Below are 24,630 nucleotides of genomic sequence, written 5' to 3' on the forward strand. Positions count from 1 at the left end.
GGTGATTGTGTGGAAAAAGGTGTGGTTTCGCAGGACAGAAAGCAGTATCAGGAAATCGGGCATGACCTGCGTGAGCAAATCAAGCAAGGGCATTTCGCTGTGGGATCCCGCCTGCCGCCCGAACGTAATATGGCGGAAAACTACGGCGTCAGCCGGACGATTGTGCGCGAAGCCTTACTGATGCTGGAACTGGAGGGCACGGTGGATATCCGTCAGGGTTCCGGCGTGTACGTGATCCGCATTCCTTCACAGGAAGAAGGCGAAGACGAACTGATGTATCAGGGGCAGATCGGCCCCTTTGAAATCTTACAGGCACGGCAGTTGCTCGAAAGCAATATTGCCGCGTTTGCCGCCAAAATGGCGACCAAAGCGGATATCGAAAATCTGCGCCGCACGCTGGATCAGGAACAAATCGCCATCGTTGCCAACGACGAAAGTGGCGATAATGACCGGTTGTTCCATCTGCTGATTGCCGGTGCGACACAAAACCAGATGCTGCTCGATTCGGTGAAAAATATCTGGATGCACCGCGATTCCAGCCCGCTGTGGAAACAGTTACACAGCCATATCGCCACCCGCGGGTACCGCCTGAAATGGCTGGCTGATCATCAGAATATTTTGGCCGCACTGCGCCGCCGCGACGTCATGGGTTCGTATCAGGCGATGTGGCAGCACATGGAAAATGTGAAAAATACGCTGATGGAATTGTCGGATGTGGATGCGCCGGAGTTTGACGGCTATCTGTTTGAATCTGTGCCGATTTTTCAGGGAAAGATGGTCTGAACACGATGAAGATTATTAACCTGAGTGAACGGCCCGAATTTCAGGACGCGGTCACAGACTGGCTTTGGCAGGCATTTGGCAGCGAAAACAGCCGGGAGTTTTTTGCCAGCGTGGTGCGAAGCAGCCTGTCCGGCGCAGATTTGCCGCAAACCTTTATCGCACTCGAAGGCGATAAACTGGCCGGAACCGCGGGCCTGTGGCGCTGCGATTTAATCAGCCGTCAGGATCTTACCCCGTGGCTGGCGGCGTTATACGTAGATGAGGATTTCCGTTCGTGCGGGCTGGGGCAGCAGTTACAGACCTTTGTGCTGGAACAGAGCCGCCGCAGCGGCTTCCGGGAGTTGTATCTCTACGCTGAATTTACCGGCTATTACGAGCGTTTTGGCTGGAACTACATTGGCGATGCGCTGGATTATCCGGACAAGCCGGTACGCGTCTATCACCAGTCACTCTAGGTGTTTGACGGGCCGCTCACCGAGTGACGACGTACCAGCGTCGGGCTGAACATATGGGTGGTTTCCGGTAACGGCTGACCATTTGCCAGCGCTAACGCCAGTTGCGCCGCCTGATTTGCCATCGCCACCACCGGATAACGAACGGTGGTCAGACGCGGGCGCAGGTAACGTGAAATCAGCACATCATCAAAGCCAATCAGCGAAATTTCGCCCGGCACATCAATACTGTTATCGCTTAATACCGATAACGCACCGGCGGCCATCGGGTCGTTGTAGCAGGTCACTGCTGTAAATCCTTTGCCCAATCCCAGTAAATCGGCCATGGCTTTTTCGCCACCGATTTCATCGGGTTGCGCGTACGCAATCAGCTTGTCATCCACCGGAATGTTGTGTTCGGTGAGGGCGTCGATATAGCCCTGAAGCCGGTCGCTGGCATCGGAAATGCCGTGGTTGGAACATAAAATCGCGATGCGCTGATGGCCGGCCTGAATGAGGTGGCGCGTCGCCAGCCAGGAACCGTAGCGGTCATCGAGTGCAATACAGCGCTGTTCGAAACCCGGCAACGTGCGGTTAATCAGCACCATGCCGGGGATTTGCTGCATCAGGCTGGTCAGCTCATCTTCCGGCAGCATTTTGGCGTGAACCACTAACGCCGCACAGCGGTGACGGATCAGTTGCTCAATGGCCTGACGTTCTTTTTCAACGTTATGGTAGCCGTTACCAATCAGCAAAAAATTGCCAGTGGCGTACGCGACCTGTTCAACGGCTTTGACCATCGCGCCGAAAAAAGGGTCGGAAACATCGGCCACGATCAGCCCCAGCGTTTCGGTTGCCTGTTGGGCAAGGGCACGGGCGTTGGCATTCGGATGATATTGCAGATGTTGCATGGCGTTCTGTACGGCTTCCCGCGAACTGTCACTGGCTTTCGGGGAATGGTTAATCACGCGTGAAACGGTCGCAACCGATACGCCTGCCAGTTTTGCTACATCCTTAATCGTTGCCATAACACTTCCATTTTCCGTGAGGGTAATCGTTTACACTGACCAGTTTTGCGGAAAAGACCGGTGGCTGCAAGGATGCTGATCGCAACTTTTTGATGTAAGCGCGATGTAACGGGAAAAGATCGTGCAGCTTTTACGCCCCGCCCTGCGAAAGGGCGGCGGGAGCGGGGTAAATGGCGAAACGCTGGACCACGTAAACGCCATTCCTCTTGCCTCTGTCTACACCTTTCCTTCTTCCTTAATCCACTGCATAAAATCATCGATAAACACTCTTGTTTTAAGCGGCAGCAGTTTATTGGGCAGGGTGATGGCGTAGGTGTTGCGCGGCAGGGGATTCTCCACCCGCCATTCAGGCAAGACGCGACGCAATTTACCATTAGCGATATAGCGGTTGGCGATGAAAGTAGGGATCAGCGCAATGCCGACACCTTGCAAGATGGCATCAATCATGGCGTCACTGTTATTGATCATCAGCCGTGGAACCAGCGTCACGGTCTCCATGATTTCATTGTGCCAGAAACGCCATGGACCGCGAAATTGCCGTTCATCGGGGAAAAAAATATTGTGTTTGATGAGCCCTGCCGGGAAATCCGGCAGCGCTTCGTCGTAATCCGCAGCACAAACCAATACGTAATCAATAGGCATCAGGGCACGGGCGACCATATTCTCCGGCGGGCTTTCGGTGACGCGCAGTGCCAGATCGTAAGCGTCCTGCGTCAGATTCGTGACCCGATCGGTCAGCGACAGCTCGACGTTTATTTCGGGATAGCGGCGTAAAAATCCGGGCAAAAAGGGTGTGAGAAGGATCTTACCGAGTGTGTTAGGCGCGGTGATGCGCAAAACACCCTGAGGAGTATCACTGAAGCTATCAGCCCGGGAGAAAAGTGTCTGCGTAGCCGATAGCACCGTCAGCGCCTGCTGGTAAATTTCCAGTCCGACCTCGGTTATGGCGACAGAGCGGGTCGAGCGGGTAAATAGCACCACATTGAGGCGCTTCTCCAGCCGGTCAATCATCCTGCTCACCGAAGAGGGTGCCAGCGAAGTCTCCCGTCCTGCCGAAGAAAAACTCCCTTTTTCAACCACCTGGATAAAAACGGACAAACTGGGAAGTAGTTCGGCTAACTCATTTGTGCTTTTCACGCATAGCTCTTTTGTTTCTGGAATATCTATCCAAATTATCATCAAGCCGTATGATGTTCAACAGAGGCAATCTCTGGTGAGAATTGGCCATAATAGTCAATTTATTTAATGGGTTAGCTATGTCAGACCAAACGGTTATTGAACGGATACGCCAGCACGATGTGCTGAATGTTGGAGTTAGTCTGGGTTTTAAAGGTTTGTCGTTTCGTAATGTATTGCACAATTGCTGGGAAGGGTTCGACATTGATTTAGCCCGTGCGGTAGCGGTGGCAGTATTAGGTGATGTCGGAAAAATTCATTATATGCCATTGCAGTCCGGTGACCGGTTTCGGGCGCTGCGTGACGGAGTGATTGACCTGGGGTCATTTAATTCCAGCATTACCTTCCAGCGTGAAGCAGAGTCAGACGTCAGTTTTGTTCATCCGATGCTGTTTGATGGCGAAGTGCTGATGACGCCGGCGAGTAATTTGCTCGAACCCGTTGAACAGGCATTGTATACCCGCGAGCGCCGGATAGCGGCCATGCGCGGATCCACCACCGAAGAGAACCTGAAACGTTACTTTGGACATTTAAATCTCTCCTGCGAGATCCGACTGTTTGATTCGCCTACTCAGGCCCGTCAGGCTTATCAGCAAGGTGAATGCAATATCTACTGTCTCGATTCCTATTTGCTGGCCGGCGAACGTGCTCAGCTGCAAGACAAAGAAGCGCATATTATCTTGCAGGATCGCATCTCGCTGGAAGCCATGTCACCTGCTGTGTCCTCTCATGACACGCAGTGGCTGAAAGCAGTGACCTGGATCATGCGTACGCTGATAGAAGCGGAAAACTTACAGGTCACCAGCAAAAACATTCTTGAAATGAGTCAGGAGGCGACGGGTTACCTGCACACCTTCCTTTACCCGTCAGAGCAGCATTGTAAAAATCTGGGGCTGCGTCCTGATTTTATCCGCGCGATCATTCATCAGGTGGGCAATTACGGGGAAATATTCCAGCGTAATTTGGGCAAATACTCAGAGCTTAACCAGCCGCGCCGGGATAATAATTTATGGTCACAAGGGGGAATGCTGTATTCGCCTTTATTCATCTGATATCTGATTTATACAGACCCTTTTAATAACAATTTTTTGTGCGTTTATCATTTTAATATTTCTTTGGCAGGAACATCATGAGTGAGTTATTGGCAGAAAAACAGCAAGAGATAGTATTGTCCGGTTCAGTAAAAAATAATTTCGGTTATTTAGAGACGCAGCCTGATAGTGTCGATTTTAGCATTATCAAGAATATTATTCTGCACGGTCATCATCAGGGTAATGTTCTGTATATCATCCGTAATTTTGCGAATAAAAAAATCTGTCAGGATGTGGCTGAAAACTTTAATCAGATGGTCAATCGCAACGGGGGCGGAAACCGCGCCGATGACGGTTTTGTTCTGACCAATCAGATTGGCGCCACGCAGTTTTCACGTAACGGTGAAAACTATATGGCGGAAGTGAACCGGGTCAACGCCAGTGTGGCAGAACTGATGTCCGTCGCGGACAGTTATGCCACCGAATCGCTGTTCCTCAACCGCACGCTGGAAGATTTATTCCTTGATGAAGGCATCCATTTTGGTCCGGCGCGTTATAAGAATTCTTACGCCTGTTTTGCCACGTTCCGTCGCTGGCTGGATAACGGTGTCATGTCGCTGATGCCGCATGAAGACCGCGCCCAGCTTAAGTTTGCGCAGCAGGATGATTTTGAAATTGCCGATGCCATGACGGTGACCGCGTTTAATGTGTGCCTGGAAGCGGCGCAGGGCGGTGGCGAATTGAAAATGTGGAACCTGGATCCGGATGAGCCATGCCGGGCCCGCTTTGGCGTGACGGACACCGGTTATCCCTATCCTCCGCACCTGTTGCAGGGCGTGGAATCACTCTCCGTGCGGCTGAATGCCGGGGATATTTACTTCATGAACGCCTGCCATCTGCACGGCGTCAGCAGCGTGAGTCAGGGAAGTCGCCTGACGGCCGGGCGCTTTATTGGCAGACTGAATAATAGCAAAGTGGTGTACTGGACCTAGCGGAAGTGAATTAATCATGGTGATTCATTCTCTCTTTGTCCTGAATTAATAACGAGTCTTATATGGAATATGTTAATCATCTTGCGGCCGGGGGATATGCATTTATTCCCGGCAGTTATTATCAAACGTTGCCTGATGTAAATTACGCGAATAAAGATAATTTTCTTTCTGAACTTGAACAGTTAAAACTGGCGTATGAACAACTGACGCTGGACCCTTATTCTGCGGGAAATCGCTGGCGCGGTTATGCGCAATGCCGTCGCAATCCGCAGGGTGAACTCAGTTTTGGTCATTTTACGGAATATAAGCAAACTAAAAAATACAATCCGGATACCGGCGGTATTGTTCGCCATTATCCTTTGCTGCCCGAAAATATTACCGCTAACCGCCTGATGCAGGCGATTTTGCAGGATGACATCGCTTTTGTTGAAGCCTACGGGCGTATCGGGCCAATGGAAGAACTGAGTGTCGGCATTCATTTATTCCGCTATGAAGCGCAGTGCGATGCGCCCGCGTACAGCTCACCCGTCTGGCTGCATAAAGATGATGAGGATGTGGTGTTTGTTCACCTGATCCATGCCTCCGCCAACATGCTGGGGGGCGACAATCTGATTGCCCCGAACCCTAAAAATATTGAGCGGGTGCTGCGCCTCGAGGCGCTATTCGACACGCTGGTGGTCAATCACGACAAATACCATGCTGTGACACCCATCGGCTGCCGCCAGCCGGGGGAGACGGCACTGCGTGACATCATTCTGGTAACGTTCCAGCGCACGATGAGGGAAGCAGCATGAGCCTGAAACATAAAGCATTTATCACGGGTGCCTCCAGTGGTATCGGTCAGTCGATGGTGGCGGCCTATCTGGCTGCCGGTTATGCGGTAGAGGGCATTGACTGTTCCCCGTCCGTTTTCGCCAATGAACCTGACTACGTTCATCACCAGCTGGATATTACCGATTCAGTGCGCCTGGATGGCGTGTTTGAAGCAGCAGAATACGCCAGCGATAACAATGTCTTAATAAACTGCGCCGGTACACGTGAAATCTGCCGTATCGATGAATTATCCCTCTCACTGTGGGAACGTGTTTTTGCCGTCAACGTGACCGCCAGTTTTGTTGCCGGACGTGCATTCTGTCAGCAACTGGTTCGCCATAACCTGCCGGGCAATGCCGTCAATATCGCCTCGGTTTCCGGCCTGATGGGCGAGCCTGACCGCACCGCCTATGTCTCTTCAAAGCACGCCGTGATCGGCCTGACGAAACAGCTGGCGCTGGAATACGGCAAACACCACATCCGGGTGAATGCCATTGCGCCCGGCGTTATCCGCACACCGCTCACTGAACCCTACTATGACAACCCGGCACAGATGGAGAAGATCCAGCGGGGTCAGTTCCTGCCTGTGCTGGGCGAAACGCAGGATGTGGCACAAGCGGCAATGTATCTCACCTCTTCTGATGCGCGATTTGTGACCGGCTCCACGCTGGTGATCGATGGCGGCTGGACGATTGGTAAAGACCTTTAATCCGATGGCCGGCATAACGGCCACAACTGACTTGCAGGAGTTTTATTATGAACAACACCTATATTTTGATCCTTGGCGGCGAGTTTGCTTTACGTGAGCGTGTGCTGGCGGGGGCGTTACGTGCCTCAGGAGGAATGCGGGTACTGACAATGGCAAAAAACCGTACCACGCCGACAATCAAATTTTTCGACGGCTTTTTACCGGGGGATGTCGCCGATGCAGAAGCTGTGCTGCGTGCTGTGCAGGCTCATCAACAGGAAACCGGTGAAACCCCTGCGGCGGTGATCCCGATGAATGATTTCACCGTGCGCGCCGCCAGCCTGCTGACGGAGCATTACCCGCTTTACGGCAATGATTGCCAGACAATCACTAACTGCCGTGACAAATTTGTGATGAAGCAGATCCTGCAAGCTGCGGGTCTGCCGGTGCCGCGTTTCGCTGCGTTTCGCACCCTCACTGAACTGAAAAAACTGATCGCGGAGTTCGGTCTGCCGGTGGTGATTAAACCCCGTGAACTGGCGGGTAGCCTGGGCGTGTTGAAAATCAGTCACGAACAGGAAATCGAAGAAGTGTTCGCCCGCTGCGTTACCGATGTGATTTCACTCAATGGTGAATCCTTTGCGCCGGAAGACTTGTTCCAGGTCGAGGAGTATATCCCGGCGTGGCAGGAAGTCAGCGTTGAGGTGATCAATCAGGGCGACTATCACCGGGCGATGGCTGTTACCGACAAATACCTGGGTGAAGAGCCGAATTTTGTTGAGGTGGGCCACAGTATGCCGTCGCTGCACAGCGACAATCAGGCACTGCGTGACATCGCTGAACGGGCCTGTCATGCACTGGGGATCCGTTACGGGGTGGCGCACTTTGAAGCACGTATTACGCCTGCCGGGGAGATCAAAATCATCGAAGTGGGGGCGCGTACCGGCGGCGACACCATCATGGATCTGGTGGAAAGAACCTACGGTATCAACCCGTATGAACTGCACGTACTCAGCCATCTGAACAAACTTAAACCGCTGCCGGAGACGCTCAAACCTCGCGGCCTGAGCGCCGTCGCTTTTATTAAAGCCGACGTTGGCGTGATTGAGAAAATCACCTTGCCCGCCAGCCTGCCAGCTCACGTGGTGAATATGCAGGTTACCGCTAAGCCGCTGGATCTGTCGAAAAAGCTGGTGTCGTGGAAAACCCGTGAAGGTTCTATCGAGTATTTCTGGCCACAGCGTGCCGCAGAACAGGGTTTTGACGAGCACTTAACGATTGCCGATCAATACGCCCGATCGCTGTTTACCCTTCGTCAGGTCTGATATCACCCGAGCCACCTCATGCGGGGTGGCTTCCGAACTTTTTTAAGGAAAGCAATGATATGAACAGTGATCGTTTTGGATTAAAACGTTTCGTCTTTTCCCGCTTTGCCGGGTCACTGTGCGATCAGTTTTTGCTGTTTGCCGTGCCGCTGGCCATTTTGAAAGCGACCGGTTCTTTAACCTTTTCCTCGCTGGCATTCGTGATTGAATGGCTGCCGCGCATTCTGTTTTTCCCACTGTCAGGTTTTCTGGCTGACCGTATCAGGCCCCGTTTTATCTTCTTTAACGTGGAAGCCGGACGCTGCGTGTTAATGGTGGTCGCTTTCCTGACCCTGACCTTTCATCCCGGCGCCACATTCCCGGTGCTGGCGGTCATGATGGCGCTGCTGTCGGTGGCCTATGTCCTGAACTTTGTTGCCACCGAAGCTTTGTTACCGCGCCATATCCCCGCAGAAACTCTGCCGAAAGCCCATTCCATGTTACAGGGTGTCGACCAGACCACGCAGGTTCTGGGCCCTGCGCTGGCAGTGGCAATTTCCGTTTATGGTGGCGTCGGGGCGATTTTAGCCTGTGCAGCCGTGCTGTTTGCTGTCTCTGCCATCAATTATCTGTTCCTCAAAACTCATGACCTTGAAGTTACTGAGAAGATGAGTCTACGTTCAATTGTGCAATCAAACATTACGGCGATTCAGGTGCTCAGGCAGAATAAAATCCTGCTGCATCTGTGTGCGCTGACCTGGGTAGTGAATCTGGTTTACGGTGCGGCGCTGGTGGTGAGTGCGGCGGTGATCCTCAAAGAGTTTCATCTGCCTGAGAGTTACTTTGGCGTATTACAGACCTCGGCAGCGCTGGTCACCATCATTACGTTTTTCTTTGTGCCGCGAATTGCCAGACGCTTTGGGCTTTCCACGCTGGGAACCCTGTCGTTTTGCGGCATGATATTGTCAGGTGCGCTGATGTCGCTTTCACTCGATTATGCGATGTATCTGGCAGGTTACGCATTACTGATGGCTTTTGACGGTGCATTCAGCGTCTACCTGCGTACCTTACGCAGCCAGATTATTCCGCAGAAACATCTGGGAAAAACCATGGGGCTGATTGGCCTGATGAACATGTGTTCGGTCCCCGTTAGCGGCCTGGCGGTGACAGTGCTGGCAGGAAGCTTTATGCCGTTGCAAATCATCGGCATCATACTGATTTTTGCGCTGATATTAGGACTGATGCTGATCGTCATTGGCCGCCGTGCCTTCGGCTACCACAGCTGGCTGCCGCCGGTCATCGCGCAGCCGCAGGCCTGAAAGGATCATCTCTTTTCAAACGATAAATAATGGGGAGAAAATCCCCTTTTCTGTTTATCCACATTTGTGCTTTGAGTTATCAGCGCCGTGAATGGTATTTTTAAAGTCACTTATCTGCGCTGAGAAAAATAGAAAATATGTCGATAAAACGCTATCCGCAACTGGCCCACTGGGGCGCTTATACCGCCGTGGTGGAAGATGGCCGGTTGATCCGCTGCGAGCCTTATCAGGCCGATGCCGATCCTTCCCCTTTACTCGATTCCATTGCGCCGCTGGTCTATTCCGACAAACGTATCCGCAAACCGGCAGTGCGCCGTTCGTGGCTGAAACACCGCGAAAACAGCGATCGCTCGCTGCGTGGCCGTGAAGATTTCGTCGAAGTGGACTGGGATCAGGCGCTGGATCTGGTGGCTGAAGAGAATAAACGCGTGCGTGATCGTTACGGCGCTTCCGGTATTTTTAACGGCTCTTACGGCTGGTCATCCGCCGGACGTTTGCATCATGCCCGTTCTCTGGTGCGCCGTTTTTATTTCACCGGCGGCGGCGGGGTAGATCAGCAGGGCAACTACAGTTGGGGCTCGGCGCAATTTTTTCTGCCGTACGTTATCGGCACTTTTACCCCGCTGACCGGACGTGTGACCTCGTGGCCAAGTGTGGTCGAGCACGCTGACATTCTGGTGGCGTTTGGTGGGCTGGCGCTGAAAAATGCACAAGTGGCGTCCGGCGGCGCGGTGGAACATACCCTGAAACCGGCGCTGGAACAGCTGGCGAAGAAAGGCACCCGCGTCATTAACATCAGTCCGATGCGCGACGACTGTCCGGAATTCGTCAATGCAGAGTGGATCCCGATCCGCCCGAATACCGACGCCGCGCTGATGATGGCCGTCGCCTATGAAATTCAGCGCCGCGATGCGCAGGACGACGCGTTTCTTGCCAGCCACTGTGTCGGTTATCCGCAGCTTGCCGCCTATCTGCGTGGCGACACGGACGGCATCCCGAAAACCCCTGACTGGGCGAGCGACATCACCGGCGTACCGGCTGAACGTATTGCGCGTCTGGCTGACGACCTGATCGGGGTGCGCAGCTTTATTACCTGTTCTTATTCGGTGCAGCGCGCCCACCGCGGTGAGCAACCTTACTGGATGATGATCGCCCTCTCTGCCATGCTCGGGCAGGTCGGTTTGCCGGGCGGCGGTTTCTCTTTCGGTCACGGTTCGATGAACAGCGTGGGTAATCCGCGTTATGACACGCCGGGGCCAGCCGTCAGTGCCGGGCCGAACCCGTCTGGTTTGTCGATCCCCGTGGCGCGCATCAGCGACATGCTGCTCAATCCGGGCCAGCCGTATGAATTCCAGGGCGAGACGCTCACTTACCCCGATATTCATCTGGTGCACTGGGCGGGCGGCAATCCGTTCCATCATCATCAGCAACTGAACCGTCTGGTGGAAGGCTGGCAGAAGCCGGATACCGTGATTGTGCAGGATAACGTCTGGACGCCAGCCGCGCAGATGGCCGATATCGTGCTGCCTGCGACCACGTCGCTGGAACGTAACGATATCGGCGGATCGTCCCGTGACCGCTTCGTGCTGGCGATGCATCAGGCCATTGCGCCACAACACCAGGCGCGTAACGATTTTGATATTTTCGCAGACATTGCGGATCGTCTCGGTTACCGCGAGCAGTTCACTCAGGGGCGTAATGAGGATCAGTGGCTGCGCCATATTTACCGTCAGTGCGGCGAAGCGCAAAAAGGTACCGGCGTGGAATGGCCGGATTTTGAAACCTTCTGGGAGCGCGGTTTTGTTGAACTGCCGGTGCCGGAAAAAGATTACGTGTTCTTTGAGGCATTTCGTAAAAGCCCGCGCGCTAATCCGCTGGGGACGCACAGTGGCAAAATCGAACTGTTCTCCGAAACCATCGCCGGTTACGGCTATGAAGATTTCGCACCGCATCCTGAATGGCAGCCGCCGGTGGAATGGCTGGGGGCAGAAAGTGCGAAACAGTGGCCGCTGCACCTGATTTCCATTCAGCCGAAAGATCGTCTGCACAGCCAGCTTGATCAGTCGCCGCTGGCGCAGGCGAACAAAACGGCCGGTAAGGAAACCCTGTTCATGCATCCGGAAGATGCCCTCAGCCGTCAGCTTAAGGACGGCGACCGGGTGAAAGTGCACAATGCGCGCGGCAGTTGTCTGGCGGGCGTGTCGCTGAACGACGGGATCACGCGTGGTGTGGTGCTGATGTCCACCGGCGCCTGGTTTGATCCGGGCTTTGGCGGCCAGTGGCAGGAAACCGAGCAGGCGGGAAACCCGAATGTGCTGACGCTGGATATCGGTACGTCGCGCCTGACGCAGGGGCCGAATGCCATGAGTTGCTTGGTCGAGGTGGAAATTATTTAGGGTAGTTTTTAAATGTTTAGCCTGATTTATGATAAATCGGGCCTATTTTCACCACTGGTTACATTTTGCGGGATTATGTTGCGATTGCCTGCTGGCGGTGGTTCTCATAAACCAGCTAAATTGAACGTCCCAGAGGTATTGATTGGTGAATCATCAACGTGCTCTGTATGTTGATACCGATTAAATTTGCACCAACCTACGCGGATGCGTAGGTTTTTTTTTACCTCAATTCCGGCACGCCGATCAGTTCCCTCCTAAACTCTCTCTGACTGTCGTCATTTTTCAGCGGCTTATAGTATGCTGTTTCCCCAACCTTTTTCTTTCAAGATCAGGGATGACACATAAGGAGATGGCAAATATGTATAACTTTCTTTTCGCCGCATTCAGGTGGCTTTTCCGCCTGATGTTCAGGGTTACCGTGACCCCGGTGAAAAACAATTATGATTACCCGCGTTTAATCCTCACGCCAAATCATGTCTCGTTTATCGATGGCATGCTGCTGGTGCTTTTCCTGCCGATCAAACCGGTATTTGCGGTGTACTCCGACATCACGGAAAGCTGGTTTATGCGCTGGCTGAAACCCTACGTGGATTTCATGCCGCTGGATCCGACCAAGCCGATGGCGATTAAGCATCTGATCCGCGAAGTGGAGAAAGGGCGTCCGGTGGTTGTGTTCCCGGAAGGTCGTATTACGGTTACCGGTTCATTAATGAAGATTTATGACGGCGCGGCCTTTGTGGCGGCGAAGTCTGGCGCAACGGTGATCCCGGTGCGTATCGACGGGCCGGAATACACGCCGTTTGGCCGGCTGTTCGGCAGCTTTAAAATCCGCTGGTTCCCGAAAGTCACCATCAATCTGTTACCACCGACCAGGATTGCGATGCCGGATGCACCGCGTTCCCGCGAGCGACGTGTTCTCGCCGGTGAGCAACTGCATAAAATCATGATGCAGGCGCGTATGGATACCCGCGAGCCGGAAACTTTATATCAGGCATTGTTGTCCGCGCAAACCCGTTATGGCCGCCGCAAACCCTGCATCGCCGATATCGCCTTCAAAGAAGATTCCTATCAGGGCCTGCTGAAAAAATGTCTCGGTGTCAGCCGTATCCTGCAACGTTTTACCCGTGAAGGTGAGCATGTCGGGATGCTGTTGCCAAATGCCACCATTATGGCGGCGGCGCTGTTTGGCGCGTCAATGCGTAACCGTATTCCGGCGTTGCTTAACTACACGGCGGGTGCCAAAGGGCTGCAAAGCGCCATGAAAGCGGCGCAGATCAAAACCATTATTACCTCCCGCCAGTTCCTTGAGAAAGGCAAACTGACGCATCTGCCGGAGAACGTGCCGGAGGCGAACTGGGTTTATCTGGAAGATTTGAAAGACACGGTGACCACGCAGGATAAGCTGTGGATCCTGTTCCATCTGGTTTTCCCGCGCCGCGCGATGTTGCCGCAACAAGCCGATGATGCGGCACTGGTACTGTTTACCTCCGGTTCTGAAGGCAATCCGAAAGGTGTGGTGCATTCACACGCCAGTCTGCTGGCTAACGTCGAGCAAATCCGTACCGTTGCTGACTTCACGCCGCGTGACCGGTTTATGTCGTCGCTGCCGCTGTTCCACGCCTTCGGCCTGACGGTCGGATTGTTAACGCCGCTGCTCACCGGTGCCCGCGTGTTCTTGTATCCGAGCCCGCTGCATTACCGCATTGTGCCGGAGCTGGTTTACGACCAGAACTGTACGGTGCTTTTCGGCACCTCAACGTTCCTTGGAAACTATGCCCGCTTTGCGCATCCGTATGATTTTGCACGGTTGCGGTATGTGGTCGCCGGAGCGGAGAAACTGGCAGAGAGCACCAAAGAAATCTGGCAGAACAAATTCGGTATCCGCATTCTGGAAGGCTACGGCGTGACCGAGTGCGCACCGGTGGTGGCGATCAACGTACCGATGGCGACCAAAGTGAATACCGTCGGCAAGATTTTGCCGGGTATGGAATCTCGTCTGATTACCGTGCCGGGCATTGAGGAGGGCGGACGTCTGCAACTGCGCGGGCCGAACATCATGAAGGGTTACCTGCGCGTTGAAAATCCGGGCGTGCTGGAAACACCGCAGGCTGAAAATGCCGCAGGCGAAATGCAGGCGGGCTGGTATGACACCGGCGATATCGTCACGCTGGATGAAAAAGGTTTCTGCACCATTCGTGGCCGCGTGAAACGTTTTGCCAAACTGGCGGGGGAAATGGTCTCGCTGGAAAGTGTCGAACAACTGGCGATCAGCGCCTCACCGGATAAACAGCACGCGGCGACGTCCCGCAGCGATGCCAGCAAAGGCGAGGCGCTGGTGTTGTTTACCACCGATCCTGAATTACGTCGTGATGCGTTAAGTAAAGCCGCCCGTGAGCTGGGGCTGCCGGAACTGGCCGTGCCGCGTGAGATTCGCGTCGTTAAAGCGTTACCGTTGCTCGGCAGCGGTAAACCCGATTTTGTCACCCTGCGCGAGATGGCAGAGAACCCGGAGAGTGAGGCATGAGTCAGCCTTTAACGGCGGCCGCAGGGCCGCTGATGTCAAAGAGTATGACGGCGGTGATCGTGGCGCAGTTCCTGTCGGCCTTCGGTGATAACGCGCTGTTGTTTGCCGCGCTGGCGCTGATTAAACAACAGCTTTACCCCGACTGGAGCCAGCCCGTTTTACAAATGGCGTTTGTGGCGACGTATATCATCCTCGCGCCGTTTGTCGGGCAGTTTGCCGACAGCTTCTCGAAGGGCCGCGTGATGATGGTCGCTAACCTGCTGAAACTGGCGGGTGCGGCGGTGATTTGCGCCGGACTGAATCCGTTCCTCGGCTATACGCTGGTCGGCATTGGCGCTGCGGCTTATTCACCGGCGAAATACGGCATTCTGGGCGAGATCGCCAGTGGAGAACAACTGGTGAAAGCCAACGGGCTGATGGAAGCGTCTACTATTGCCGCGATCCTGCTGGGTTCTGTGGCCGGTGGCGCACTGGCTGACTGGAGCATTCTGGCGGCGCTCGGTATCTGTGTGCTGGCGTATGGCGCGGCAGTGGCGGCAAACTGGTTTATTCCGAAGCTGAACCCGGCGCGTCCGGGGCAGTCGTGGAATCCGGCAAAAATGAGCCGGACGTTTTTCTCTGCCTGCAAAGCCTTGTGGCAGGATGGCGAAACCCGCTTCTCGCTGGTCGGTACCAGCTTGTTCTGGGGCGCGGGCGTGACGCTGCGTTTCCTGCTGGTGCTGTGGGTTCCCGTGGCGCTGGGCATCACCGATAACAAAACCCCGACGTTGCTGAATGCGATGGTGGCGATCGGGATTGTGTTTGGTGCGGGCGCGGCGGCGAAGTTAATCCGTCTGGAAACCGTGAAACGCTGCCTGCCAGCAGGTGTCGCCATTGGTATCGCCGTGGTGGTCTTTGCGCTGCAAACCAGCATGGTGAGTGCTTACATTGTGCTGGTAGTGGTGGGGATTTTAGGCGGCTTCTTTGTGGTGCCGCTGAATGCATTGTTGCAGCATCGCGGTAAGATTTCCGTCGGAGCCGGTAACGCGATCGCGGTACAGAACCTGGGTGAAAACACCGCCATGCTGCTGATGCTCGGCTTGTATTCGCTGGTGGTGATGGCAGGTGCGCCGGTAGTGGCGATTGGCATCGGGTTCGGTGTGGTGTTCGCGCTGGCGATTGCCGGGTTGTGGATCTGGAAAAATATGCAGAAACGCCGTCTGGCGTGATCTGGCATCTGAAAAAAGAAAAGGGCGCTCAGCGCCCTTTTTTGTTGCCTGCAATCAGGATTTACGGCGCAGGAATGGTGAAGCGTTTGTGGATATTTTCCAGATCAGCAAGGATTTCCTCATCGAGTGTCAGATCCTGACTGTCGATGTTGATCTTCAACTGTTCGAGCGTGGTTGCGCCCAGCAGCGTGCTGGCCACAAACGGTTGCTGACGTACAAAGGCCAGCGCCATCTGAGAAGGATCCAGGTTACGTTTCTTCGCCAGCGCGACATATTCGGCAATCGCCGCTTCAGCCTGCGGTGATGAGTAACGGGTGAAACGGCTGAACAGCGTATTACGTGCCCCGGCCGGTTTCGCACCGTTAAGGTATTTACCGCTCAGTGTACCAAACGCCAGGCTGGAATAGGCCAGCAGTTCGACCCCTTCGTGCTGGCTGATTTCCGACAAACCGATTTCAAAGCTGCGGTTCAGCAGACTGTACGGGTTTTGAATCGAAACGATACGCGGCAGATCGTGTTTCTCAGCCAGTTGCAGGTAACGCATCACGCCCCACGGAGTTTCGTTAGAGACCCCGATATAGCGGATTTTACCGGCACGAACCTGTTCATTAAGTGCTTCCAGTGTTTCCAGCAGGGTCACCGGAGACTGCTCTTCGGTGTACTGATAACTCAGTTTGCCAAAGTAATTGGTCTGGCGCTGAGGCCAGTGCAACTGGTAAAGATCCAGATAATCGGTATTCAGACGTTGCAGACTGGCATCCAGTGCCGCGCGGATATTTTTGCGATCCAGCATCTGAGCCGGGCGAATGGCGTTGTCATTACCCCGGGAAGGCCCGGAAACTTTGCTCGCCAGAACGATCTTCTCACGATTACCACGGGCTTTCAGCCAGCTACCGATATAGGTTTCCGTCAGCCCCTGTGTTTCAGGACGCGGCGGAACGGGATACATCTCTGCGGTATCAATCAGGTTGATACCCGCCGCAACGGCGTAATCGAGTTGCTGGTGGGCGTCGGCTTCGCTGTTTTGTTCACCAAAAGTCATGGTGCCAAGTCCCAGTAAGCTCACTTCTAAAGAACTGTGGGGTATACGGTGATATTGCATTGCCGGTCTTCCTTTATATCTGAGAATGTCAGCCTGTTAGAAAAAGCGCCTTAACTGACTATATACAAGGCTGGCAGATGGGGGAAGTGGCAGTGTGTGCGGGAGGAACGACGCGGTCGGTGGATAAAATAACAAAAAGCCAGTCCTGAGAACTGGCTCTGCGACGGGTTAAGAGGCGTAGTGCTTAACGCTTCATCACCTGGCTGACATTGTCATTATTGATCTGGCGATCGTTGCCTTGTTCATCTGTGTAACTCAACAGTCCGGTAGATTTATCCAGCTTAGGTTTACCATCGGTCAGGATCATATTGCCGTCTTTGGTTGAGATGACATAGTCGCTGGCACAGCCTGCGAGGCTCAACACCACAAGCGCAGCACCGGCTGCCATTAAAGTTTTTTTCATCATCGTTAACGTTCCTTTTTGTTGTACCGAAGATAGAGATATTTAGCGTAGCAAACTATCCCGCAGACAGCGGGAAATGATATCAGTTAAAGCTGAAAATGGCGGGCCAGAAGCGCCGCGGTAAAACGCTTCTTCAAATAGAAGCCGCGCGGCAGCGTCAAAATGGGTTGCCCCAATTCGCCGATCGCTTCCGTCAGCGCTTTGCTGTTGGCGGCCTTGGGCCGAATTTGCAGATATTCGCCATGACGGGCTGTGATGCTTTCGACTTTACCCAGAACGATTAAATCCATCAGTTCTTCCCAGTCCTGACGCAGTTGCTCATCTTCTTCCCCGGAGGGTTGCCATAATAAAGGCGCCCCGATGTGGCGCTCAGCCAGGAGGATCTGGCGCTCACCTTCAACCGGTATCCACAAAACCCGCGCCAGTTTGTGGCGCACATGGCTGTTTTCCCATGTCACGCCGCTGTTACCGGTTAAAGGTGCTACGCAGACAAACGTGGTTTCCAATGGTTTGCCACGGGAATCAACCGGGATCGTTTTCAGTTCAATGCCAATGTCAGCGAAATCCTGCTCGGGTTTACTTCCTGCAATGGCACCGAGATATACCTCGAGCAACATACCCACCCAGCCTTTCTCCCGTTTAAGGTTCTCAGGAATGGGCAGGCCAGCGCGTGCGGCGAGTTCACCCAACGTATGACCCGCCAGCGATTGTGCGCGGTGTAACAGTTCCTGTTCATTGTGCGGAGGCCGGGTGGCAGGTAACGGAATAGACATAAAAAAAAAAGCTCACTCGGTAGATTAAATTTCGTACTGCTTTTGTCATGCACAGTGAATAAAAAGTTATCCCTGTGGAGCAATGAAATAATAGCATGATTTGTCTTAGGTTTTTTTTAGGTTTCTGGCGTTTTTTGTGCCTCAATGATTAGGTTGATCACCTGTTGAAGGCGACAATGAACAGGATCTTCCACCTACTTATCCACAGATTTCTTGGATAACCCTGCCTGAATTCGATCACTGGTTCGATTTACAGGCTTGACGGGAGGGGTTTTATGCAATTTTTGGGGCAATGACGTCAACTTTTAGACGATCGCTGTGGATAAAAACGACATTGGTGGATCTTTCGCCAGATTGCTTGCCGGTGTGATATAACTCTCATTTTTAACCGTGGGATAACTCTGCTTTATGTTTTTAATTCTTTGTTGTTAAAGGTTTTTATAAAGTTATATTTTCCCGCTAAAAATAAGTTAAGAAGAGTTTTACCCCGCTTACTCTGAAGTTCTTCACACACCTATCCACAGAAAAAGTGAATAAAATTGCGGATGATTTCTAAAATCTGTTTATAACTCGGCGTATAACTGTGAGTTATCCCATTTTTATTCATACGGATCGGCATTAACCAGTGGTTTACCGCCTGTTGGTAGTATGAAACAATCAGAACATCTATGAGTTTAAGCTATTGAGGTAGTCCGGTGATCGATGATGATGGCTACCGCCCGAATGTTGGTATTGTAATCTGTGACAAGCAGGGTCAGGTGTTGTGGGCCAGACGATACGGCCAGCACTCCTGGCAGTTTCCACAAGGGGGCATAAACCCTGGTGAAACCGCTGAGCAGGCCATGTACCGCGAGCTGTTTGAAGAAGTGGGGCTTGGCCGTAAAGATGTCCGTATTCTGGCTTCAACCCGTAACTGGTTACGTTATAAATTGCCGAAACGTTTGGTGCGTTGGGACACAAAGCCGGTTTGTATCGGCCAAAAGCAAAAATGGTTCTTGCTGCAACTGATGTGTAACGATGCTGACATCAATATGCAGCGCAGCAGTACGCCTGAATTTGATGGCTGGCGTTGGGTGAGTTTCTGGTATCCGGTTCGTCAGGTGGTGTCATTTAAACGCGATGTTTACCGGCGTGTAATGAAAGAGTTTTCCACGACTATTATGCCGATGCAGGAAGTCTCCCTTCCCAGGACGTCACCCGCTTATCGTCGTAAAAGAGGCTAAGTCACGAAGAGATGCTCACGCGTTTGCGAGAAATTGTTGAAAAGGTAGCAATGGCGTCCAGCCTTAATGATGCGCTGGACGTACTGGTCAATGAAACCTGCCTGGCGATGGACACGGAAGTGTGTTCCGTCTATCTCGCTGACAATGACCGTCGTTGTTATTATCTGATGGCGACGCGAGGTTTGAAAAAACCTCGCGGGCGGACTATTACGCTGGCCTTTGATCAGGGGATTGTCGGTCTGGTAGGGCGTCTGGCTGAGCCCATCAACCTTGCTGATGCGCAGAGCCATCCCAGCTTCAAATATATTCCTGCCGTAAAAGAAGATCTTTTCCGATCCTTTCTGGGTGTGCCGATCATTCACCGTCGTCAGCTGCTGGGCGTGCTGGTTATTCAGCAACGCGAACACCGGCAGTTCGACGAAAGTGAAGAGTCGTTTATGGTCACACTCGCCACTCAGCTGGCGGCGATCCTTTCTCAGGCACAGCTTAATGTGCTTTACGGGCGCTTTCGCCAGACGCGCGTTCGTGCGCTTGCTGCATCGCCGGGGGTGGCCATCGGTATTGGCTGGCAGGACAGCTCACAACCTTCGCTCGATCACGTTTATATGGCGTCTACGCTGGATACCGTGCGTGAACGCGAACGTCTGACCCGCGCTCTGGAAGACGCCGGTGCAGAGTTCCGCCGTTTCAGTAAACGGTTTGCAGCGAGTGCGCAGAAAGAAAGCGCGGCGATTTTTGACCTTTATTCTCACCTCCTTAATGATGCGCGGCTCAAGCGCGAACTGTTCGCCCAGATAGATCAGGGCGCAGTCGCAGAGTGGGCAGTCAAAAAGGTCGTAGAAGAGTTTGCGGCGCAGTTTGCCAGCTTGCAGGATACCTATCTGCGTGAGCGTGGCAGCGATTTACGCGCGCTGGGCCAGCGGCTGGTATTCCATCTTGATGATACGATCCAGGGCAACACACAGTGGCCGGAACGTTTTATTCTGGTTGCCGATGAACTGACAGCCACTTTGCTGGCCGAAATGCCGCAAGACCGGCTGGCAGGCGTGGTAGTTCGCGACGGTGCAGCCAACTCGCATGCGGCGATTTTAGTGCGTGCGATGGGGGTGCCGACCATTATGGGTGCCGATATTCAGCCCGCACTGCTCAGCCAGCGACAACTGATCGTTGACGGCTACCGGGGTGAGTTGCTGATTGACCCGGAAGCTGTACTGGTTACGGAATACAAGCGTCTGATCAGTGAAGAAATGGAGCTGAGTCAGAAGGCTGAAGATGACGTTGAGCAACCCGCAGCGCTGAAAAGCGGCGAACGGGTGAAAGTGATGCTCAACGCCGGTCTGAGTGCGGATCACGAAAAACTGTTCGGTAGCCGCGTTGACGGCGTCGGGTTGTATCGCACCGAAATTCCTTTCATGTTGCAAAGCGGCTTCCCTTCTGAGGAAGAGCAGGTCGCGCAATATCAGGGCATGTTGCAGCTGTTTCCGCAAAAGCCGGTGACACTGCGAACGCTGGATATCGGCTCAGATAAACAATTGCCTTATATGCCGATCAGCGAGGAGAACCCTTGTCTGGGCTGGCGCGGTATTCGTATTACCCTCGATCAGCCTGAAATTTTCCTGATCCAGGTTCGTGCGATGTTGCGTGCCAATGCCGCAACCGGAAATCTCGGTATTCTTCTGCCGATGGTCACCAGCCTTGAAGAGATTGATGAGGCACGCCGTTTAATCGATCGCGCCGGACGTGAAGTGGAAGAACAGTTGGGTTACGCGCTGCCGCATACCCGTCTTGGCGTGATGATCGAAGTGCCGTCGATGGTCTTTATGCTGCCTGCATTGGCCGGAAGAGTGGAATTTATTTCCGTCGGCACCAACGACCTGACGCAATATCTGCTGGCTGTTGATCGCAACAATACCCGTGTCGCCGGGCTTTATGACAGCCTGCATCCGGCGATGCTGCGGGTGCTCAAACAAATTGTCACCACCGCTGAGGTGGCCGGACTGGATGTCAGCTTGTGCGGAGAGATGGCGGGTGATCCGATGGGGGCATTACTGCTTACCGGTATGGGCTTTCGTAATCTCAGCATGAACGGGCGCAGTGTTGCCCGTGTAAAATACCTGCTTCGCCGTATCGAACTACATGATGCTGAAGAGCTGGCCAGCCGGGTGTTACAGGCGCATTTCACGACGGACGTTCGTCATATGACCGCTGCTTTTATGGAAAGACGCGGGCTGGGCGGTCTGATCCGTGGGGGGAAATAAGCGCCGGATGCCATGCTTTGTACCGTGTTACTCTCATCCTGCTCGCTTGCCGGCGCAAGATGAGATGATTTTTTACAGAACTTTTCCAGCGGCTTAGCCCCGGAAAACCTTCCGGCTATGCTACTATTCGCTCCCTGCTGGCCCCTGACCGGGCAATAATGATAAACAATTTGTGGTGATAGATGAGCAACAGCTATCTGGCGTTTCCCCAGTTTGATCCGGTGATTTTCTCAATCGGACCGGTATCTCTTCACTGGTACGGACTGATGTACTTAGTCGGTTTTGTCTTCGCGATGTGGCTGGCGGTACGCCGTGCCAATAAGCCAGGCAGCGGCTGGACAAAAGATGAAGTTGAAAACTTACTGTACGCCGGTTTCCTGGGGGTATTCCTCGGTGGTCGTATCGGTTACGTTTTCTTCTACAACCTGCCTTTATTCCTCGATAACCCGCTTTATCTTTTCAAGGTCTGGGATGGTGGCATGTCTTTCCACGGCGGCCTGATTGGCGTGATCGTGGTCATGCTGATTTTTGCCCATCGTACCAAACGCAACTTCTTCCAGGTTTCGGACTTTATCGCTCCGCTGATCCCGTTTGGACTTGGCGCAGGCCGTTTGGGTAACTTCATCAACGGTGAACTGTGGGGTCGTGTGACCACAGATGTGCCATGGGCGATGCTGTTCCCGGGCTCACGTCAGGAAGATATCGCAATTGCGGCTGCTGACCCTAAATGGCAACCTCTGCTGAACCAGTACGGCGTATTGCCACGCCATCCTTCCCAGCTGTATGAACTGCTGCTCGAAGGCGTCGTGCTGTTCATCATTCTGAACGTATTCATCCGTAAATCACGCCCGATGGGCGCGGTGTCAGGCTTGTTCCTGATCGGATATGGCTTATTCCGCATCATCGTTGAACATTTCCGCCAGCCGGATGCACAGCTCGGCCTGTTCGACGGGATCATCAGCATGGGGCAGGTTCTGTCCATTCCAATGGTGGTCATTGGCCTGATTGTGATGGTCTGGGCATATCGCCGTCCGCAGAAACAATTGTCGTGAGGTAACATGAAACAGTATCTGGATTTAATGCAGAAAGTGCTTGATGAGGGCACCCCTAAAGCCGACCGTACCGGTACGGGCACGTTGTCGATTTTTGGTCATCAGATGCGTTTCAACTTGCAGGACGGTTTTCCGCTGGTCACCACCAAACGCTGTCACCTGCGCTCAATCATTCATGAACTCCTGTGGTTCCTGAAAGGCGAGACTAACATCGCCTATCTGCGTGAAAATAATGTCAGCATCTGGGATGAGTGGGCTGACGAAAACGGCGACCTCGGCCCGGTTTATGGCAAGCAATGGCGTGCCTGGGGCGCGGCTGATGGCAGGCAAATCGACCAATTGGCAAGCGTGGTTGAGCAACTGAAAAAAGACCCTGATTCACGCCGCATTATCGTGTCGGCGTGGAATGTGGGTGAACTGGATCAGATGGCGCTGGCACCCTGCCATGCTTTCTTCCAGTTCTATGTGGCCGACGGAAAACTGTCTTGCCAGTTGTATCAGCGTTCGTGCGACATCTTCCTTGGTCTGCCGTTTAACATCGCCAGCTACGCGCTGCTGGTGCATATGATGGCACAGCAGTGTGATCTGGAAGTCGGTGACTTTGTCTGGACCGGTGGTGACACGCATCTGTACAGCAACCATATGGAGCAGACACATCTGCAACTGACACGTGAGCCTCGTGCATTGCCAAAACTGGTGATTAAACGCAAACCGGCCTCCCTGTTTGATTACAACTTCGAAGATTTCGAGATTGAAGGGTACGATCCGCACCCCGCAATCAAAGCGCCTGTGGCGATCTGATTCTTTGTCGTGTGCCGCCTGACAGCCTTGTCAGGCGGTGATTTATCTCTCCTCACGTTTCTTGCAGCACTTTTTACACCTTTCCCTGACGATTCCTATTCCGATTTTCATCATGATGTTATCCCTGCGAGACATCACGCAAACTTTCTGTTGCATGTGTTTTGTTGCAGCGATTGCTCTGAAGACATCCTGGAAAAAATAACTTTGCCGATGGCGATAAAAATCTAAACGTCTATTTTGGCGGCATGAAAACATTTGAGCGAGCAGGAGAGCAGGGAATGTCGTTGATCGAAATGATGGTTGTTGTGGCTCTGGTCGCCATGTGTACATTGTGGGGGATCCACAGCTGGCGCAGTTACCAGCAGGCATTGAAGCTTGAACAATCTGCTCAGCAGTTGCGTTTGTATCTATCCGGTATGCAGGCTGAAGCTAATAACTACAATCGCCCGGCAGTTTTATGGGTGATTGGCGGGTTCCGTGGTTGTGTGGGCACACAGGCTCGTCCTTCAGCATGTCACGTTGCGAAGGGTAAAATATTTTCCATTGCGGAACCGGATATCGAATTGCTCGATTCCACTGATAAAAACATGGGTTTTTACGGTCTGCGCAATGCAGCAATTGCCGGGCATATCACGATGAAAAATTCAGCAGGCAGTTTGCGAATCATTCTTTCCGTCAGAGGACGGTTACGTATGTGTAGTGAAAATCAGCCTTTACTGGGCATCGGGTTATGCCAGTGAATATGGCCCGCTGTCAGGGATTCACACTGCCTGAAGTCATGATTGCCATGGGAATTGGCAGCATGCTGATGCTCAGTGCCGCGCAAATCTATCCGCTTATGCGCCAGAGAAGCCAGAGTCTTGGCTGGCATTATCAGCTCGAACAACTGTTGCGCCAGACCACTTTTGCTATTGGCAAAGATATCCGCCGGGCCGGCTTTTGTAACGGAAACTGTGAGGGTAAATCTTTCATCATCGGCAACGCTGCCGGCGAGGCGGCCAGCTCCTGCATCATTGTTATCTATGATCTTAACCGTAACGGAATATGGGATAAAGCCGGTACGTCGGAGTCTGAATACTTTGGTTATCGTTTACGGCAGGGCGGTATTGAAATTCAGCGCGGCGCAGATGATTGCGGCGGTTCGGGCTGGGAAAAACTTCTTGACCCTGCTGAAGTCAACGTGACCCGGTTTACGGTTACAGAGGTCGCAGAAACTGTCTCCGGCCGACTGTATTCTCTGCAACTGGAAGCCCACTGGAGTAAAAATTCTTTTATCCGCCGTCAGGTCACCGAGATGGTCGCAGGCCATGTTTTATGACAACACT

Annotated in this window: 22 protein-coding genes; 17 read left to right on the forward strand and 5 right to left on the reverse strand. The window is 53.2% G+C overall.

Features of this window, described 5'->3' with window-relative positions:
• Positions 1 to 9: 9 nt before the first annotated feature.
• Together RAHAQ2_RS04190 and RAHAQ2_RS04195 are read left to right on the forward strand one after the other, a co-directional pair.
• The gene (locus RAHAQ2_RS04190) at positions 10 to 783 is read left to right on the forward strand and encodes an FCD domain-containing protein (RefSeq protein ID WP_015696048.1); all 774 of its coding nucleotides are present in this window, start codon (positions 10 to 12) and stop codon (positions 781 to 783) included.
• A 5-nt stretch (positions 784 to 788) separates the two neighbouring features.
• A complete protein-coding gene (locus RAHAQ2_RS04195) occupies positions 789 to 1,238 on the forward strand; it encodes a GNAT family N-acetyltransferase (RefSeq protein ID WP_015696049.1) in 450 nt (149 codons plus the stop codon).
• On the opposite strand, the gene galR is transcribed toward RAHAQ2_RS04195, so the two are convergent.
• Both galR and RAHAQ2_RS04205 read right to left on the reverse strand, forming a co-directional pair.
• Positions 1,235 to 2,242, reverse strand: coding sequence for an HTH-type transcriptional regulator GalR (gene galR, locus RAHAQ2_RS04200; protein WP_015696050.1), 1,008 nt, complete (start codon positions 2,240 to 2,242; stop codon positions 1,235 to 1,237). The genes RAHAQ2_RS04195 and galR overlap by 4 nt on opposite strands.
• A gap of 216 nt (positions 2,243 to 2,458) precedes the next feature.
• Positions 2,459 to 3,379, reverse strand: a complete 921-nt coding sequence (locus RAHAQ2_RS04205) for a LysR family transcriptional regulator (RefSeq protein WP_015696051.1) — start codon at positions 3,377 to 3,379, stop codon at positions 2,459 to 2,461.
• A gap of 119 nt (positions 3,380 to 3,498) precedes the next feature.
• Here RAHAQ2_RS04205 and RAHAQ2_RS04210 point away from each other — a divergent pair, with 119 nt between their 5' ends.
• The 9 genes from RAHAQ2_RS04210 to lplT all read left to right on the forward strand — a co-directional run bounded on the left by RAHAQ2_RS04210 (position 3,499) and on the right by lplT (position 15,693).
• Entirely contained in the window at positions 3,499 to 4,470 is a 972-nt protein-coding gene (locus tag RAHAQ2_RS04210; protein ID WP_015696052.1) for a transporter substrate-binding domain-containing protein, read from the forward strand.
• Positions 4,471 to 4,547: 77 nt separating this feature from the next.
• Positions 4,548 to 5,441: an L-isoleucine 3(1)-dioxygenase gene (gene hilA, locus RAHAQ2_RS04215; protein WP_015696053.1), complete on the forward strand. Its 894-nt coding sequence runs from the start codon at positions 4,548 to 4,550 to the stop codon at positions 5,439 to 5,441.
• Between the two features lie 62 nt (positions 5,442 to 5,503).
• Entirely contained in the window at positions 5,504 to 6,235 is a 732-nt protein-coding gene (hilB, locus tag RAHAQ2_RS04220) for a 3(1)-hydroxy-L-isoleucine 4-dioxygenase HilB (protein WP_015696054.1), read from the forward strand.
• Positions 6,232 to 6,963 (forward strand): SDR family NAD(P)-dependent oxidoreductase, encoded by a 732-nt coding sequence (locus RAHAQ2_RS04225; protein ID WP_015696055.1) that lies wholly within the window; start codon positions 6,232 to 6,234, stop codon positions 6,961 to 6,963. The genes hilB and RAHAQ2_RS04225 overlap by 4 nt, the downstream gene beginning before the upstream one ends.
• 47 nt (positions 6,964 to 7,010) lie before the next feature.
• The gene (locus RAHAQ2_RS04230) at positions 7,011 to 8,267 is read left to right on the forward strand and encodes an ATP-grasp domain-containing protein (protein WP_015696056.1); all 1,257 of its coding nucleotides are present in this window, start codon (positions 7,011 to 7,013) and stop codon (positions 8,265 to 8,267) included.
• A gap of 59 nt (positions 8,268 to 8,326) precedes the next feature.
• The gene (locus RAHAQ2_RS04235) at positions 8,327 to 9,565 is read left to right on the forward strand and encodes an MFS transporter (protein WP_015696057.1); all 1,239 of its coding nucleotides are present in this window, start codon (positions 8,327 to 8,329) and stop codon (positions 9,563 to 9,565) included.
• Positions 9,566 to 9,702: 137 nt separating this feature from the next.
• A complete protein-coding gene (locus RAHAQ2_RS04240; protein WP_015696058.1) occupies positions 9,703 to 11,961 on the forward strand; it encodes a molybdopterin guanine dinucleotide-containing S/N-oxide reductase in 2,259 nt (752 codons plus the stop codon).
• Between the two features lie 358 nt (positions 11,962 to 12,319).
• Positions 12,320 to 14,485 (forward strand): bifunctional acyl-ACP--phospholipid O-acyltransferase/long-chain-fatty-acid--ACP ligase, encoded by a 2,166-nt coding sequence (gene aas, locus RAHAQ2_RS04245; RefSeq protein WP_015696059.1) that lies wholly within the window; start codon positions 12,320 to 12,322, stop codon positions 14,483 to 14,485.
• Positions 14,482 to 15,693, forward strand: coding sequence for a lysophospholipid transporter LplT (lplT, locus tag RAHAQ2_RS04250; RefSeq protein WP_015696060.1), 1,212 nt, complete (start codon positions 14,482 to 14,484; stop codon positions 15,691 to 15,693). The genes aas and lplT overlap by 4 nt, the downstream gene beginning before the upstream one ends.
• Before the next feature lie 61 nt (positions 15,694 to 15,754).
• Here the strand turns inward: lplT and RAHAQ2_RS04255 are convergent, their stop codons facing one another.
• The 3 genes from RAHAQ2_RS04255 to mutH all read right to left on the reverse strand — a co-directional run bounded on the left by RAHAQ2_RS04255 (position 15,755) and on the right by mutH (position 17,971).
• Positions 15,755 to 16,795 (reverse strand): NADP(H)-dependent aldo-keto reductase, encoded by a 1,041-nt coding sequence (locus RAHAQ2_RS04255; RefSeq protein ID WP_015696061.1) that lies wholly within the window; start codon positions 16,793 to 16,795, stop codon positions 15,755 to 15,757.
• Positions 16,796 to 16,979: 184 nt separating this feature from the next.
• Entirely contained in the window at positions 16,980 to 17,198 is a 219-nt protein-coding gene (locus tag RAHAQ2_RS04260) for a YgdI/YgdR family lipoprotein (RefSeq protein WP_015689428.1), read from the reverse strand.
• A gap of 86 nt (positions 17,199 to 17,284) precedes the next feature.
• Positions 17,285 to 17,971, reverse strand: a complete 687-nt coding sequence (gene mutH, locus RAHAQ2_RS04265) for a DNA mismatch repair endonuclease MutH (protein WP_015696062.1) — start codon at positions 17,969 to 17,971, stop codon at positions 17,285 to 17,287.
• A 695-nt stretch (positions 17,972 to 18,666) separates the two neighbouring features.
• On the opposite strand from mutH, the gene rppH reads away from it, so the two are divergent.
• From rppH to RAHAQ2_RS04295, 6 genes are all read left to right on the forward strand, one after another.
• Positions 18,667 to 19,194, forward strand: a complete 528-nt coding sequence (gene rppH, locus RAHAQ2_RS04270; protein WP_013574162.1) for an RNA pyrophosphohydrolase — start codon at positions 18,667 to 18,669, stop codon at positions 19,192 to 19,194.
• Between the two features lie 11 nt (positions 19,195 to 19,205).
• Positions 19,206 to 21,452, forward strand: coding sequence for a phosphoenolpyruvate--protein phosphotransferase (gene ptsP, locus RAHAQ2_RS04275; RefSeq protein WP_015696063.1), 2,247 nt, complete (start codon positions 19,206 to 19,208; stop codon positions 21,450 to 21,452).
• 182 nt (positions 21,453 to 21,634) lie between these two features.
• Positions 21,635 to 22,504, forward strand: a complete 870-nt coding sequence (gene lgt / locus RAHAQ2_RS04280) for a prolipoprotein diacylglyceryl transferase (protein WP_015696064.1) — start codon at positions 21,635 to 21,637, stop codon at positions 22,502 to 22,504.
• Positions 22,505 to 22,510: 6 nt separating this feature from the next.
• The gene (gene thyA, locus RAHAQ2_RS04285; protein ID WP_015696065.1) at positions 22,511 to 23,305 is read left to right on the forward strand and encodes a thymidylate synthase; all 795 of its coding nucleotides are present in this window, start codon (positions 22,511 to 22,513) and stop codon (positions 23,303 to 23,305) included.
• A 245-nt stretch (positions 23,306 to 23,550) separates the two neighbouring features.
• Positions 23,551 to 24,045 (forward strand): prepilin peptidase-dependent protein, encoded by a 495-nt coding sequence (locus RAHAQ2_RS04290; RefSeq protein WP_274378168.1) that lies wholly within the window; start codon positions 23,551 to 23,553, stop codon positions 24,043 to 24,045.
• The gene (locus tag RAHAQ2_RS04295; protein ID WP_015696067.1) at positions 24,036 to 24,623 is read left to right on the forward strand and encodes a prepilin peptidase-dependent protein; all 588 of its coding nucleotides are present in this window, start codon (positions 24,036 to 24,038) and stop codon (positions 24,621 to 24,623) included. Before RAHAQ2_RS04290 ends, RAHAQ2_RS04295 begins: the two co-directional genes overlap by 10 nt.
• Positions 24,624 to 24,630 lie beyond the last annotated feature (7 nt).

It is taken from the genome of Rahnella aquatilis CIP 78.65 = ATCC 33071 (assembly GCF_000241955.1).
Taxonomy (GTDB): domain Bacteria; phylum Pseudomonadota; class Gammaproteobacteria; order Enterobacterales; family Enterobacteriaceae; genus Rahnella; species Rahnella aquatilis.